This is a genomic window from Streptomyces sp. NBC_00704 (assembly GCF_036226605.1).
Lineage (GTDB): Bacteria > Actinomycetota > Actinomycetes > Streptomycetales > Streptomycetaceae > Streptomyces.
In genome coordinates this window covers 3,778,559-3,791,859 of the sequence record NZ_CP109000.1, presented here as the reverse complement: position 1 = coordinate 3,791,859, position 13,301 = coordinate 3,778,559, and the positions used below count along the sequence as shown (strand labels likewise).

Genomic DNA, 13,301 nt, shown 5'->3' with positions numbered 1-13,301 from the left:
GGTGTGGTGAGCACTGAAAGCACTGACTGGAAGAGCGACCTGCGGCAGCGCGGCTACCGGCTGACGCCGCAGCGCCAGCTTGTCCTGGAAGCCGTGGACACCCTGGAGCACGCGACCCCCGACGCCATCCTCGTGGAAGTGAGGAAGACGGCGTCGGGGGTCAACATTTCGACCGTGTACCGCACGCTGGAGCTGCTCGAGGAGCTCGGGCTGGTCAGCCACGCGCATCTGGGGCACGGCGCGCCGACCTACCATCTGGCCGACCGCCATCACCACATCCACCTGGTCTGCCGCGACTGCGACGACGTCATCGAGGCGGACGTGCAGGTGGCCGCCGAGTTCACGGCCAAGCTGCGCGAGACGTTCGGCTTCGAGACGGACATGAAGCACTTCGCGATCTTCGGCCGCTGCCGGGACTGCGCCCAGGGCTCCGCCGGGAAGGGCGCCGGCGCCGGATCGAGCACCGGATCGCGGGCTGCGGCGGGCGCCGGATCGCGGGCCGGGGCGGGCGCCGGGGCGGGGGGCGGTTCGGTCGGGGGTTCGGCTGCCAGGGGTTCGATCACCGAGTCGTAGGCTTGGCCCCATGAAGAGCCCTCTGCTGTCCCTGCCCGGCGCCGTCCCCGCCGAGGGCGTGGACGAAGACGTCGCCGGTCACTACGGCGACCTGTTCCGTGAGCAGCGCGCGCTGGCCGACGGCGCCGGTTTCGTCGACCTCTCGCACCGCGGGGTCGTCACCGTCTCCGGCGAGGACCGGCTGAGCTGGCTGCACCTTCTGCTCACCCAGCACGTCACCGACCTCGCGGCCGGCCAGGCCACCGAGGCGCTGATCCTGTCCGCGCACGGTCACATCGAGCACGCGCTGTACCTGGTGGACGACGGCGCGACGGTCTGGGCCCACGTCGAGCCCGGAACCCAGGAGGCGCTGCTCGCCTACCTGGAGTCGATGAAGTTCTTCTACCGGGTCGAGGTCGCCGACCGTACGGCGGACACCGCGGTGGTGTATCTCCCGGCCGGGTCGATCACGCCCGTGCCGGACGGCGTCGTCGTCCGTGAGACGGCGTACGGCCGTGATCTGTTCCTGCCGCGCGCCGACCTGGAGCCGTTCGCGGCGCAGGCCGGCCCCCCGGCCGGGATCCTCGCCCACGAGGCCCTGCGCGTCGAGCAGCACCGCCCGCGCCTCGGCTTCGAGACGGACCACCGCACGATCCCGCACGAACTGGGCTGGATCGGCACGGCCGTGCACCTGCAGAAGGGCTGCTACCGCGGGCAGGAGACGGTCGCGCGGGTGCAGAACCTGGGCAAGCCGCCCCGCCGTCTGGTCTTCCTGCACCTGGACGGCAGCGAGGTGCATCTGCCGCCCGCCGGCACCCAGCTCCGCGTCCGCGACGAGGATCCCGACGGCCGCAAGATCGGCTTCATCACCACGTCCGCCCGCCACCACGAGCTGGGCCCGGTGGCGCTGGCCCTGGTGAAGCGCAACGTGCCGCTCGACGCCCCCCTGATGGCGGACACGACGGCGGCCGCCCAGGAGGTCGTGGTCGAGCCGTAGGACCGGAGGGCGACCGAGCCGACCGGAGCGACCGGGCTTTTCTTCGATCCGGCGGACGGTCCCCGGCCGCCCTCGGCCTCCGGCGCTACATCTCGAGCAGGACGGTGAAGGGGCCGTCGTTGGTCAGGGAGACGCGCATCTGCGCGCCGAACCTGCCGGTGGCGACCGTCGCGCCCAGGGCGCGCAGCCGGGCGACGACCTCGTCGACGAGGGGCTCGGCGACCGGGCCGGGGGCGGCCGCGTTCCAGGTGGGGCGGCGGCCCTTGCGGGCGTCCCCGTACAGCGTGAACTGGCTGACGACCAGCAGCGGGGCGTCGATGTCGCTGCACGACCTCTCGTCGTGCAGCACGCGCAGCGACCACAGCTTGCGGGCGAGCCGGTCCGCCGTCTCCTTCGTGTCCTCGTGGGTCACGCCGACCAGGACGCACAGGCCCTCGCCGCTGATCCCGCCGACCGTCTCGCCGTCCACGACGACGCTCGCGCCGTCCACCCTCTGCACCACCGCTCGCATGCGGACCATGATGCCGGGTGGGCGGCCGGTCCTCGCGCGGGGCCCATTTTTGATCCTTAAGCCCCTGTCTGGGGCCGTTCGGGGGGACTCGGTCACAAAGCGGCCACTTGGGGTGGCACGATGCTTTCCACACGCCGGTCGAGGGGACGGTTGAGGCATATGAGCACACCGAGTACCGGGCGGCCCGTCACACACCGGCCGCCCGCACAGCGCAGCGACGGCAGCGTGCTGCCCGTCGAGCCTTTGGAGCACGAACTGGGCCGGCTGAGCCTGCCCGAACTGCGCACCCTGCGCCGGGACGCCCAGCGCGACGAGGCCGATCTCAGCTATGTGCGGCGGCTGTTGCAGGGCCGGATCGACATTCTGCGCGCGGAACTGGCGCGGCGTTCGCCGTCGGGTGCGGCGTCCGTGGTGGAGCGGCTGTCGGAGATCCTGACCGACGCCCCGGCCCGGCACCGCTCCTCGGCGCGGCACGTCACGCTGGGCACGCCGCACAGCGAGGAGTACCGGCGGCTGGCGGCGGACATGCTGGCAGACGTCGAGCTGTCGGATCTGGACGCGCGCACCGATCCCGAGCTGCACGAGGCGATGGGGCGGCTGGTCCGCTACGAGCAGCAGGTCTCCAGTCGGCGTCAGCGGTTGCAGCGTACGGCCGACGAGTCGGGCGCGGAGATCACGCGGCGTTACCGGGAGGGAGAGGCGCAGGTCGAGGACCTGCTGGTGTGAGGGCGGGGGCGGACGTACGAGAGGGCGCCGCCCGGGGGTCGACGCCCTGCCGCGAACGCCGGGGCCGGGGTGTCCCGGGCGCCCGGACCTGTGCTGACGACGGCTCCTCTCGGCGGGGTGGACAGGTGGTCCGTCCGTAGCTGAAGCTGTTCGGTTGTGGTGGTGCGTTCGCTGTGAAGTTGTGACTGTGCGGGTGCTGTTCAGTTGTGGCTGTGCGGGCGGTGTTCAGTTGTGGCTGTACGTCGGCGCCGTGTGCTCGGGCTCCCGGCTCCCCTCCGGAAGGAAGCCCGACCGGCCAACCGTCTGGAAGTTCGACCACGTTGTTGAAGTTGGCAGCCAACTTCTCTGTAGTTATGTCCGCTTGGAAGCGTCCTATAACCATCTGCCTTTGAACTGCCCAAAGATGGCGGGAAGTTGTACTGTGCGGACGTGGAGACGGAAAATGCCTCCGTCAAGGGGCGGAGGGCGGCGGAGCCGTCGCGGCGCTCCCACCGCGAGGTGGCCGACGAGCTGCGCGCCCGCATCGCCTCCGGTGTGCTGCGGCCGGGGCAGCGCATGCCCACGCAGGCCCGGCTCGCGGACGAGTTCGGCGTCGACCGCGGCGCCGTGCGCAAGGCCCTGCGCATCCTGCAGTCGGAGCGGCTGCTGACCAACGTCTCCAAGGGGAGCCCGGCGACGGTCGCGGGGCAGCCGGGCCCGCCCGGAGTCCCGGCGGGCCCGGGGGCGCCGCAGCCCTCCATGGCGGGCCTGCCGCCCCGCGTGACCGCGGCCTTCGCGGCCGAGCACGTGCAGGTCGACGCCCTCTGTCTGACCGCGGTCTCGCTGACCGCCGCGATCGGCGAGCCGGTGCGGCAGATCCACGCCGGGCAGCTGAAACCGGCCAAGATCGACGTCCGTGTCCTGTTGCCCTCCCGGGACATCGACCTCGCCTTCCCGTCGCCGGTCGACGCCTCGGCCACCGGCCGGCTGCAACGCCGCTGGCTGGCCCACCGCAACGCCCAGGGCCAGGTGCTGCGGCACAACCTGCTCACGCTGCGTTCCACGCACGGCATCGACGTGCACGTCACCTTCCGGGCGCTGCCCTTCACCCCGCCCGTCAAGCTGTACCTGCTCAACGGGACGGAGGCGCTGTTCGCCTACTACACGGTCCAGCGGGGGGAGCAGACGGTGGGCCAGGAGAACATGGACATGTACGACGCCGAGGGCACGCGGTCGGTGCTGTTCGCCTTCGAGCGGGGCGCAGGGCCGCGTGACACGACGTTCGTCGACCAGTCGCGCCGGTGGTTCGACGCGCTGTGGGACACGATCAGCTCGGAGCTGGTCCTCACGAGCTGACGGCGGGCCCGGTGGCGAGGAGGGCGAGGATCACCGCGCCGACCGTGCTGAGGGCGGGGCTCTTGGCCTTGACGCCCACGCTGAGCAGGAGCAGGCCGACGGCGCCGGTGGTGCCGTACTTCCACTGGATGGTCTGCTCGACGCCGACGACGAAGACGGCGCCGAGGAGGACGAGGACGGGCATGGTGGTTCCCCCCTTCCAGAGTGGGAGCGGGAGGCAAACCTTCCGCCAACTCGCTCAAGTTGGTAACCAACTATGACTATGTTGTCCCCACTTGGCAGCAACTGCTAAACAACTTTCAAACAACTCCCGTCAGATGGATCGGAGTTGTAGCGTTTGGTCGTGACCCAGGAGAACGTGGCAGTGAACGGCGGCAGAAGGCTCTCTCCGCAGGAGATCGCCGACGTCCTGCGCGAGCGGATCCGCGTCGGGGATCTCAGGGCCGGCGACCGGCTGCCCACCCAGGCGGAGCTGGCCGACGAGTTCGGCGTGGAGCGCGGCGCGGTGCGCCAGGCGCTGCGGGCACTCCAGGACGACGGGCTGCTCGCCGGCGTCAGCAAGGGCAGCCCGCCCCGCATCGCGGAGCCGCCGGTCACGGGCCCCGAGGAGCCCCAGCCCACCATGGTCGGTCTGGCGCCCCGCCTGACCGCGGCCTTCTCCGTCCCGCACGTGCGCATCGACGCCGCCTGCCTCACCGCCGAGAGTCTCATCCCGGCCCTGGGCGAGCCCCTCCGGCTGATCCACGGCGGCCAGTTGAAGCCCGCCGGCATCGACGTCCGCATCCTTCTGCCGTCCCGGGACATCAGCCTCGCCTTCCCGGTCCCGGTCGACGGCCGCGGCGACGACGACCCCGTCCACCAGCGCTGGCTGGCCATGCGCAACGCCCAGGGGCACGTCCTGCGCCACAACCTCCAGACGCTGCGCTCGCACGGCATCGACGTCAGCATCACGTTCCGCGCGCTGCCGTTCACGCCGCCGGTGAAGCTGTACCTCCTCAACGGCCAGGAGGCGCTGATGGCGTACTACATGGTCACCCGGCGCGAGGAGTCCACCGACACCGGCACCCTCGACATGTACGACGTCCTCGGCACCGAGTCGCTGCTCTTCTCCTTCGAGAAGGCGGCCGGTCAGCGCGACGCCGCGTTCGTGGAGGAATCCCAGAAGTGGTTCGACGCCCTCTGGGAAACCATCACCACGGACCTGACACTCTCCTAGTGACTTCTGAAACGCAGCAGACCCAGCACTCGACCCCCGACACCGAGACCGAGGCGGCGGACTTGCGGGAAGCGATCAGGGGCGCGCGCGTCGTCCTGTGGGACTTCGACGGACCGATCTGCCGTCTGTTCGCCGGGCACTCGGCGGAGAGCGTTGCCGACGGACTGGTGGAGTGGCTCGAAGGCCGGGGCCTGCACCACCTGCTGACGGAGAGCGAGCGGGAGTCGCTGGACCCGCAGGTCGTCCTGCGCGCCGTGGACCGTCTCCGTCCCGGCAGCGACCTGGTCGCCGAGCTGGAGGAACGTCTCACCCAGGAGGAGCTGAGAGCCACGGCCACGGCGATGCCCACCCCGTACGCCGACCCGCTGATACGCACCCTCACCGCCCTGGACCTGCGGCTGGCGATCACCACGAACAACTCCCCGCAGGTCGTCACCACCTACCTGGCGACCCGCGGTCTCACCTCCTGCTTCGCCCCCCACGTCTACGGCCGCACCCAGGAACTGCACCACCTCAAACCGCATCCGCACTGCCTCAACCTCGCCCTGCGCGCCACGGGTTCGGCCCCCGGCACCGCCCTGATGATCGGCGACACCCCCTCGGACTTCCTGGCCGCACAGGAGGCGGGCGTCCCCTTCCTCGGCTACGCGCGCAACGAGCGCAAGGAGAAACTGCTCCGGGGAGCGGGCGCGACCCGGGTGGTGTCGACCCTGGAGCCCGTCCTGGAGGCGTTCAGACGACTGAACACGGGGGCGTGAGCGCCGGGACGGGGACACCGGGGGTGTGAGGGCCGGGGGCGGGGGCTCCGGGGGTGTGGGTGCCGGGGCGGGGGCGCCGGGGGCGGGTTCGCGCGGACCCGGCAGGCGCGGCTCGACCCCGTCTCCACCCATCTCGCCCTGTCAGCCGTTCCGGCTGCGCTAGCATGCGTCGAATCGCGCGAGCAATCGCTCCCGTCCCTACGTATGAGACGGCGAACCAGCCGGTCTCGGACGGCCTGACGCGGATGAGTGGCACACCACCCATTGGCTCACTTGCATCGCTCCGGTCGCGCGGTCCCTTTACCGTTTGCCCCAACATGCCCAGTGCGAGTATCCGGAGCGGCCAGTGGTCGACCACCTTGTTCCCCCACGTCACCTCGGGGAACGAGCCGCCCAGGACACGTCGGACGTCCTGCGGGCCTTCGTACGGGCCGCGGAGTCCACGCAGGCGTACAGCGGCCACCACAACCGCAACTTCGTCCTGCCGCTGACGGGCGAGGTGGCGCGGCGGCTGCGCCGCGAGCCCGGCACGCCCGTCACGGTGCGGGTGCGCCGCCGGGACGCGCTGCCCGTGGTGATCAGGACCTGGCAGAACGAGGCGGCGATCCTCGACGCCCTCCAGGGCGTGCTGCCGCACGCGCCCGCGTGCCTGGTCAGGACGCCGGACTACTCCGTCCACAGCTATGTGGAAGGCGTGCCGCTCTCCACCATCTGCGGAAACGGTAAGCCTGTCGACACGCTGGTCGTGAAGGCGCTCGCGGGACTGCTGGCGCAGATGACGCGGGTGCGCCGGGCGGCGCTGCCGCCCCTGCCGGCTTCCTGGCCCGCCAACCACAGCGACAGCCAGGGCTTCCTGAAGGCCCTGGCCCACTGCGCCGACGAACAGATCCGCAAACCCAACTGGCCCGAATACGGCGGCCTGTTCAAGGCCCTCGGCGTCTCCGGCGACGCCCTGCTCGAACTGGCCGAGCGGGTGCCGGCGATGACCCGGCGGCCCTTCAGCCTGCTCCACGCGGATTTGCACCGGGACAACCTGATCGTCTCCTACGACGGCGACCCGCCGCTCGTCTGCGTCGACTGGGAACTGGCGACCTACGGCGACCCCCTCCACGACCTCGCCACCCACCTGGTGCGCATGCGCTACCCGGACAGCCAGTGGGACGAGGTGATCGACGCGTGGGCGCAGGCCATGCGCGACTGCCGGCCCGGCGCGACGAAGGGCCTCGTCAAAGACCTCCCGCACTACCTCGGCTTCGAGCGGGCGCAGTCCCTCTACGCCGACGTGATGCGGGCCGCGCGGTCCCTTCAGGAGTCGTTCACCCAGAAGTGCCTCGACGAGGCGACGGCGGAGGTGGGCCGGGCGCTGCGCCAGGCGGCGGAGCCCCTGCGGCTGAGGAACGTCCCCGCGGACGACGAGATCGGGCGCGCCCTGTTCCGGTGGCTGGCGTCGCGCGGCGACCGCGTGGTGAAGGGCCGCGGCTGGATCACGAAGGCCTTCCGCTGGGAGCCGGATCCGCGGCTGCCCGAGAACCCCCGCTTCCCGTCCTCCGCCGTGCGGGAGGCCCTCCTCGCGGAGGGCGCCGCTCCCGCGCACCGGGTCTTCAAGGGCACCGCCCACCTGAACTCCGTGGTCTGGGTGCAAGGCACGCGCACCGCCGTGGTCGTGCGGCGCCGACTGCCCGACGTGTCCCGCCGGGAGCCGAGGTACCTGAGCGAGCACGCCGTCCTCCAGGCGATCCAGGAGTCACGCGTCCGGGTGGCGGCCCCCGAGGTCCTCGCGCTCGGCGTGAGCTACCCGGACGACCAGCTCAGCGTCCACACCTACGAGGGCGCCGACATCGACCGGCCGCCCGTCCATCCGGTGAACGGCCTGCTGCCGCACGAGGCGGACGCGCTCGTCGACCAGCTGTGCGAACTGACCCGGGTGGACCACGCGTCGATCGATCCCCAGGCCGGACACGTCGACTTCTCCGAGTGGCTGAAGGAACAGCTGGTCGGGCTGGTCCGGGACCTGCCCAAGAGGTCGCTCCAACTGGCGCGCACCCTGGGCCTTCCCGACGAACGGCGCCTGCGCGAGATCCTCTCGGGGCACCGGGTGAGCCGCCGGGCGCCGGCTCTCCTGCACGGCGACCTCAACCCGTGGAACCTGGTGCGCCGCGACGACGCCCTGGCCCTGACGATCATCGACTGGGAGATGGCCCTGGTCGGCGACCCGCTGTACGACCTGGTCCGGCACATGCATCTGACGCCGACGAGGCCGGAGATCAGGGAACGGATGTTCCTGCGGTGGCAGCGCGGGCTCGACCCCCGGTACACCCGGGACTGGGGGAAGGACTGGGTCGTCTACCGGCGGCTCGAGATCGTCCGCTCCGCGTACATCGACCTCGACCGCCTGGCGACCAGGTCCAGCCTGGACGCCCCCAACGTCCGCCGGGCCGTCAACTCCTACGCCGACACCCTCGCGGCGGCCACCGCCTCCCTCGGCCTCACCGTCCCCGCGACGGCGAACCCGTACCTCGCCCGAGCGCTGGCGTAGATCCGGACGGCCGGCCCGGGCCGGACTGGCCTGGCGTGTGCTCCGTCCGGGCCGGGCGTGGTCCGGTCCGGGCCGGGCGTGGCCCGGGGCGCTCGGACTCCGGTGGGCCCGCCCGTCAAGGCCGTCGCCGCCGGCCGTCAACAGCGTCGCCTGTGCTGGCCCCAGCCCGCGCGCACGGCTCCAGCCCGCGCCCATGACCCCCGTCGCGCCGCTCCTGCGCAGGCAGGTGCGCCGGTCGCGCCGACTTCGCGGGTGGGCGCCGCCGTAGGCTCGGCCCATGAGTGAGAGCGGGCTGCGTGAGCGCAAGAGGCAGCGGATGTACCAGGACGTGTCGGCGGTCGCCGTCCGGCTGTTCCTGGAGCGCGGCTTCGACGCGGTGTCCGTCGCCGAGATCGCCGCGGCGGCGGACATCTCCAAGCCGACCCTCTTCCGCTACTTCCCGGCGAAGGAGGACCTGGTGCTGCACCAGATCGCCGACCACGAGCAGGAGTCGGCCCGCGTCGTCGTCGCCGGGCGGGCCGAGGGCGTCGCGCCGCTGGCCGCCCTGCGCCGGCACTTCCTGGCCGGACTGGCGGCGGAGGACCCCGTCACGGGCCTCAACGACCACCCCCAGGTGCGGGCCTTCTACGACCTCCTCTACGGCACCCCTTCGCTGGTCGCCCGGCTGTACGGCTACCTGGAACGCTCGGAGGCCGCCCTCGCCGAGGCCCTCGCCGCCGACCTGCCCACCGCCCTCGAAGCCCGGCTGGCGTCCGGCCAGATCGTCGCCGTACGGCGGATCCTCGCCGAGGAGAACTGGCGGCGGGTGGCGGCCGGGGAGCGCCCTGCGGACGTGCGGGCGGACGCGGTGGCCGCGGCGGAGCGGGCCTTCGACGTGCTGGGCGCGGGACTGCCGGGGCTGGTCTGAGTCCGGCAGGTCCCGCGCCCTCCGACGTGATCGGCCCGGCGGAGCCCGGCGGAGTCCGGCGGAGCCTGCGGAGTCCCGGCGGAGCCCGGCGGAACTCGGCGGAGCCTGCGGTGACGGAATCCGGCCGTGCTCTGCGGCGCCCCGGCCGGGTCCTGCGCGGGGGGACCGCCCATCCTCGGTAAAAAATGTAACTCGGTAACGCTATTCAGTACCCTGGTCGGTATGACGGCACCCGAGCCAGCCCCTCAGCACGCCACCGGCCCCGACCCGCGTCAGGCGGCCCCTGCCCCGCACGGCCTCGACGCGGCCCTGCTGCTCGAACGCGCCCACCACGACGCCTGCCGGGCCGCGTTCACCGCCATGGTGGAGGGCGCCGACCTCCAGGTCGTCACCGGCGAGGACGTGTCGGCCTCCGGGGCGGACGCCGAAGTCCTCGGCTACCAACTGCGCAGCAACGCCAAGGCCCTGCACGAACTGCCCGAGGGCCCCCTGTTCTTCGGCCGGCTCGACTTCGCGCACGGCACCGGCGGCGAGCACGAGGGACTGGCCCAGCACATCGGCCGGCTGCGCATCAGCGAGCACCCGGCCGCCCCGCCCCTCGTCGTCGACTGGCGCGCGCCCGTCTCCCGCGCCTTCTACCAGGCGAGCGCCCGCGACCCGCAGGGCGTCGCCGTCCGCCGCCGGTTCGGCTGGGCCCCCGGCAGCCGGGGCGACTCCGCCGACCTGACCGGCCTGGAGGACGAGCACCTCGACGCCGGCGCGTCCACACACCCGGACGGAGGCGAGGGAGAGCGCGGGGCCGGGGCCGTCGGGCCCGGGGGCGGGCTCCCGGCGGGGGACGGCGGCATCGTCGCCCGCGAGATCGAACGGCCGCGCGTCGGCCCCATGCGGGACATCGCCGCGACCATCCAGCCCGAGCAGGACGACCTCGTACGCGGCGGCCTCGCCGAGTCGGTGTGCGTACAGGGCGCTCCCGGCACCGGCAAGACCGCGGTCGGCCTGCACCGGGCCGCCTACCTGCTCTACACCCACCCGCGGCGCGTCCAGCGCGGCGGACTGCTGATCCTCGGCCCCAACCGCGCCTTCCTCTCCTACATCGCGGAGGTGCTGCCCGCCCTCGGCGAGACCGGCGTACGGCAGTCCACCCTCCACGACGAGATCGGCCGCCACCGGGCGACCGGAACCGACCCCGACCGCACCGCCGCCGTCAAGCACGACGCGCGCATGGCCGAGGTGCTGCGCCGCGCGGTGTACGGGCGGGTGACGGCCGGGCGGGCCGAGGACCTCTTCGTCCCGGAGGGCTCCTACCGCTGGCGCGTCGGGAGCCGCGCGCTGGCGGCGATCGTCACGGACGTGCTCGCCGAGGCGCCCCCGTACGAGACCGGGCGCGAACGGGTGCGCAGCCGGATCGTCCGCCGGATCCAGGAGCTGGCCGAACGCCGGAGCGGGCCGCGCCCGGCCGCCTGGACCCGCCGGGTCGAGCGGGCGCGGCCCGTGAGCGCGTGCGTGGAAGCGGTGTGGCCGAAGCTGCGCCCCGAGGAGGTCGTCGCCGGACTCCTCACGGACGCCGAGGCGCTGGCCCGGGCCGCGGAAGGCCTCCTGGACCCGGACGAGCAGCGCGCCCTGCTCTGGCCGCGCCCGCCGCGCTCGCCGAAGTCGGCGCGTTGGTCGGCGGCCGACCTCGTCCTGCTCGACGAGGTGGCCGGCCTCCTGGCGCACCCCCGCGGATACGGGCATGTCGTCGTCGACGAGGCCCAGGACCTCTCGCCGATGGAGTGCCGCGCCGTCGCCCGCCGGGTGCGCTTCGGCTCGCTCACCGTCCTCGGCGACCTGGCGCAGGGCACCACCTCGTGGGCGGCGTCCTCATGGCGGGTGCAGCTGACCCACCTGGGCAAGCCGGACGCCACGATCGTCCCGCTGACCATGGGCTTTCGCGTTCCGGCCGCCGTGCTCGCCCTCGCGGGACGGGTCCTGGACCGCCTCGACGTCGACGTGCCGCGGGCCGGCTCGCTGCGCCGGGACGGGGAGCTGCGCGTCCGGCGGGCGCACGGCGACCTGTCCGGCGCGGTCGTCGCCGCCGTGCGCGACGCGCTCGCCCACGAGGGCTCGGTCGGCGTCATCGCGGCGGACCCGCAGGCGGGCGCGGTCCGCGAGGCGCTCACGGCGGCCGGCCTGCCGTCCTGCGGCCCGGACGACCCCGCCGCCCGCGTGACGGTCGTCCCGGCGACCCTCGCCAAGGGCCTGGAGTACGACCATGTCGTCGCCGTGGAACCTGCGGCGGTCGCGGAGGCCGAGCAGCGCGGCCTGAACCGCCTCTACGTGGTGCTCACCCGCGCGGTGACCCGCCTGGAGATCGTCCACGAACGGCCCCTGCCCTGGGAGCAGTGAGCCCTTGTGGTTCGCTCCGCGTGGCTCTTCGGGGTTACGCCGGACGGGTGGCGGGGCGCGGGGCATGCTGGGCGGTGATGCTTCTCTTCCTCGACGTCGACGGGACGCTGATCCCGTTCGGGGGCACGGCCCCGCACCCCGAGTACGGACCGCCCTCGCCCGCACACCCCCTCCTGTCCCGCCTCGACCCGTCCCTCGGCCCCCGGCTGCTCGCGCTGGGCTGCGAGCTGACCTGGGCCACGACCTGGGGGGACGACGCGAACACGCTCCTGGCGCCCCGGCTCGGGCTCCCGGTACTGCCGGTGGTCGCCTGGCCGGACGAGGCCACGCCACCGACTGAACCACCGGCCGGATCGTCGGTCGAACCACCGGCCGAACCACCGGCCGAACCACCGGTCGAACCACGGGTCGAACCACCGGCCGAACCGTCGGCCGGATCGTCGGCCGGCGACGAACGCGGACGACAGGCGGCCGACGGCGTCCACTGGAAGACGCGGCCTCTGGTGTCCCTGGCGGCGGGCAGGCCCTTCGTCTGGCTCGACGACGAGATCACCGACGCCGACCGCGCGTGGGTGGCCGCCCGTCACCCCGCTCCGGCGCTCCTGTACCGGGTCCACCCCGCCCACGCCCTGCGCGCCGCCGACCTCGCGGCGGTGGCGGAGTGGATCGCGGGCCCGGCCGGGCGGCCGCCCCTGTCGGACCCGGCGTCTATGTTCTCGCCATGACATCGATAGACCTCGCCCTGTTCGATCAGGCATGGGACCGGTTCGAGTCGTGGCTGGCCGCCCGGTCGCCGGCGGATCACGCCGCACTCCGTCCGCCGGCGACGTCCGCCGAACTCGCCGAGCTGGAGCGGCGGCTGGGCTTCGCCCTGCATCCCGAGCTGAGACGGCTGCTGGAGCGGCGCAGCGGTGTGGTCGAGCCCGAATGGAACAGGGGGTCCGAGCAGGGCGTCTTCCCGGCCGGGAACATCCTGCCGCTGGGCCACCGGCTCGCCTCGACGGCGGAGATCGCGTCGATGCACGAGATCCTCGTGGACGTCGGCGAGGACAACGACGAGGCCGATCTGTGGGACGAGGAGGACCTCGCCGGTCATCTGGGGCTCTGCGTGCCGTTCGCGCTCCCCAACGACGGAGGGGTCGCGTTCGTCGACCACCGGCCGGGGCCCACGTACGGGCACGTGTACGAGATGGGCATCGGCTCCGGCGATCTGGAGGGCACCCTCTGGGGCGTGAGCCTGACGGAGTTCGTCGGCGCCGTGACGGACGCTCTGGAGACGGGCGGCCCGTTCCTGTACTACTGGCCGGTCACCTTCGAGCACGCCTCCGGCAGGACCTGCGTCGAGTGGAACGTCCGCTCGTAGACCGCTCAGCCG

At 72.9% G+C, this 13,301-nt stretch carries 13 protein-coding genes; 11 read left to right on the top strand and 2 right to left on the bottom strand.

The features are described from left to right. Positions 1–3 precede the first annotated feature (3 nt). On the top strand, positions 4–573 hold the full coding sequence (locus OG802_RS16485; RefSeq protein ID WP_443055257.1) for a Fur family transcriptional regulator: 570 nt from the start codon (positions 4–6) through the stop codon (positions 571–573). Positions 574–583: 10 nt separating this feature from the next. Next, a complete protein-coding gene (gene ygfZ / locus OG802_RS16480) occupies positions 584–1,549 on the top strand; it encodes a CAF17-like 4Fe-4S cluster assembly/insertion protein YgfZ (RefSeq protein ID WP_329411321.1) in 966 nt (321 codons plus the stop codon). Positions 1,550–1,634: 85 nt separating this feature from the next. On the opposite strand, the gene dtd is transcribed toward ygfZ, so the two are convergent. Next, positions 1,635–2,060, bottom strand: coding sequence for a D-aminoacyl-tRNA deacylase (gene dtd, locus OG802_RS16475; RefSeq protein ID WP_329411319.1), 426 nt, complete (start codon positions 2,058–2,060; stop codon positions 1,635–1,637). A gap of 159 nt (positions 2,061–2,219) precedes the next feature. Here dtd and OG802_RS16470 point away from each other — a divergent pair, with 159 nt between their 5' ends. Together OG802_RS16470 and OG802_RS16465 are read left to right on the top strand one after the other, a co-directional pair. After that, positions 2,220–2,786 (top strand): RsiG family protein, encoded by a 567-nt coding sequence (locus OG802_RS16470; protein ID WP_329411317.1) that lies wholly within the window; start codon positions 2,220–2,222, stop codon positions 2,784–2,786. Between the two features lie 429 nt (positions 2,787–3,215). Next, positions 3,216–4,121, top strand: a complete 906-nt coding sequence (locus OG802_RS16465; RefSeq protein WP_329411316.1) for a winged helix-turn-helix domain-containing protein — start codon at positions 3,216–3,218, stop codon at positions 4,119–4,121. On the opposite strand, the gene OG802_RS16460 is transcribed toward OG802_RS16465, so the two are convergent. Then, positions 4,111–4,305: a hypothetical protein gene (locus OG802_RS16460; protein WP_329411314.1), complete on the bottom strand. Its 195-nt coding sequence runs from the start codon at positions 4,303–4,305 to the stop codon at positions 4,111–4,113. The two genes, OG802_RS16465 and OG802_RS16460, sit on opposite strands and share 11 nt — an antisense overlap. A 153-nt stretch (positions 4,306–4,458) precedes the next feature. On the opposite strand from OG802_RS16460, the gene OG802_RS16455 reads away from it, so the two are divergent. The 7 genes from OG802_RS16455 to OG802_RS16425 all read left to right on the top strand — a co-directional run bounded on the left by OG802_RS16455 (position 4,459) and on the right by OG802_RS16425 (position 13,289). After that, positions 4,459–5,337 (top strand): winged helix-turn-helix domain-containing protein, encoded by an 879-nt coding sequence (locus tag OG802_RS16455; RefSeq protein WP_329411313.1) that lies wholly within the window; start codon positions 4,459–4,461, stop codon positions 5,335–5,337. Next, positions 5,337–6,095: an HAD family hydrolase gene (locus OG802_RS16450; RefSeq protein WP_329411311.1), complete on the top strand. Its 759-nt coding sequence runs from the start codon at positions 5,337–5,339 to the stop codon at positions 6,093–6,095. The genes OG802_RS16455 and OG802_RS16450 overlap by 1 nt, the downstream gene beginning before the upstream one ends. A gap of 412 nt (positions 6,096–6,507) precedes the next feature. Next, positions 6,508–8,631 (top strand): phosphotransferase family protein, encoded by a 2,124-nt coding sequence (locus OG802_RS16445; RefSeq protein ID WP_329417124.1) that lies wholly within the window; start codon positions 6,508–6,510, stop codon positions 8,629–8,631. A 277-nt stretch (positions 8,632–8,908) separates the two neighbouring features. Further along, positions 8,909–9,538: a TetR family transcriptional regulator gene (locus tag OG802_RS16440; protein ID WP_329411309.1), complete on the top strand. Its 630-nt coding sequence runs from the start codon at positions 8,909–8,911 to the stop codon at positions 9,536–9,538. A 222-nt stretch (positions 9,539–9,760) separates the two neighbouring features. Next, entirely contained in the window at positions 9,761–11,926 is a 2,166-nt protein-coding gene (locus OG802_RS16435) for a HelD family protein (protein WP_329411308.1), read from the top strand. Positions 11,927–12,003: 77 nt separating this feature from the next. Then, positions 12,004–12,651, top strand: coding sequence for a hypothetical protein (locus OG802_RS16430; RefSeq protein WP_329411306.1), 648 nt, complete (start codon positions 12,004–12,006; stop codon positions 12,649–12,651). Next, complete coding sequence (locus OG802_RS16425) at positions 12,648–13,289, top strand: SMI1/KNR4 family protein (RefSeq protein WP_329411304.1); 642 nt, start codon at positions 12,648–12,650, stop codon at positions 13,287–13,289. The genes OG802_RS16430 and OG802_RS16425 overlap by 4 nt, the downstream gene beginning before the upstream one ends. Positions 13,290–13,301: the final 12 nt, after the last annotated feature.

Excerpts from the sequence above, each read along its gene's own strand:
- OG802_RS16460 (WP_329411314.1), bottom strand. The coding sequence starts at position 4,305 with ATGCCCGTCCTCGTCCTCCTCGGCGCCGTCTTCGTCGTCGGCGTCGAG.
- OG802_RS16430 (WP_329411306.1), top strand. The coding sequence starts at position 12,004 with ATGCTTCTCTTCCTCGACGTCGACGGGACGCTGATCCCGTTCGGGGGC.
- ygfZ (WP_329411321.1), top strand. The coding sequence starts at position 584 with ATGAAGAGCCCTCTGCTGTCCCTGCCCGGCGCCGTCCCCGCCGAGGGC.
- OG802_RS16425 (WP_329411304.1), top strand. The coding sequence starts at position 12,648 with ATGACATCGATAGACCTCGCCCTGTTCGATCAGGCATGGGACCGGTTC.
- OG802_RS16440 (WP_329411309.1), top strand. The coding sequence starts at position 8,909 with ATGAGTGAGAGCGGGCTGCGTGAGCGCAAGAGGCAGCGGATGTACCAG.
- dtd (WP_329411319.1), bottom strand. The coding sequence starts at position 2,060 with ATGCGAGCGGTGGTGCAGAGGGTGGACGGCGCGAGCGTCGTCGTGGAC.
- OG802_RS16470 (WP_329411317.1), top strand. The coding sequence starts at position 2,220 with ATGAGCACACCGAGTACCGGGCGGCCCGTCACACACCGGCCGCCCGCA.
- OG802_RS16435 (WP_329411308.1), top strand. The coding sequence starts at position 9,761 with ATGACGGCACCCGAGCCAGCCCCTCAGCACGCCACCGGCCCCGACCCG.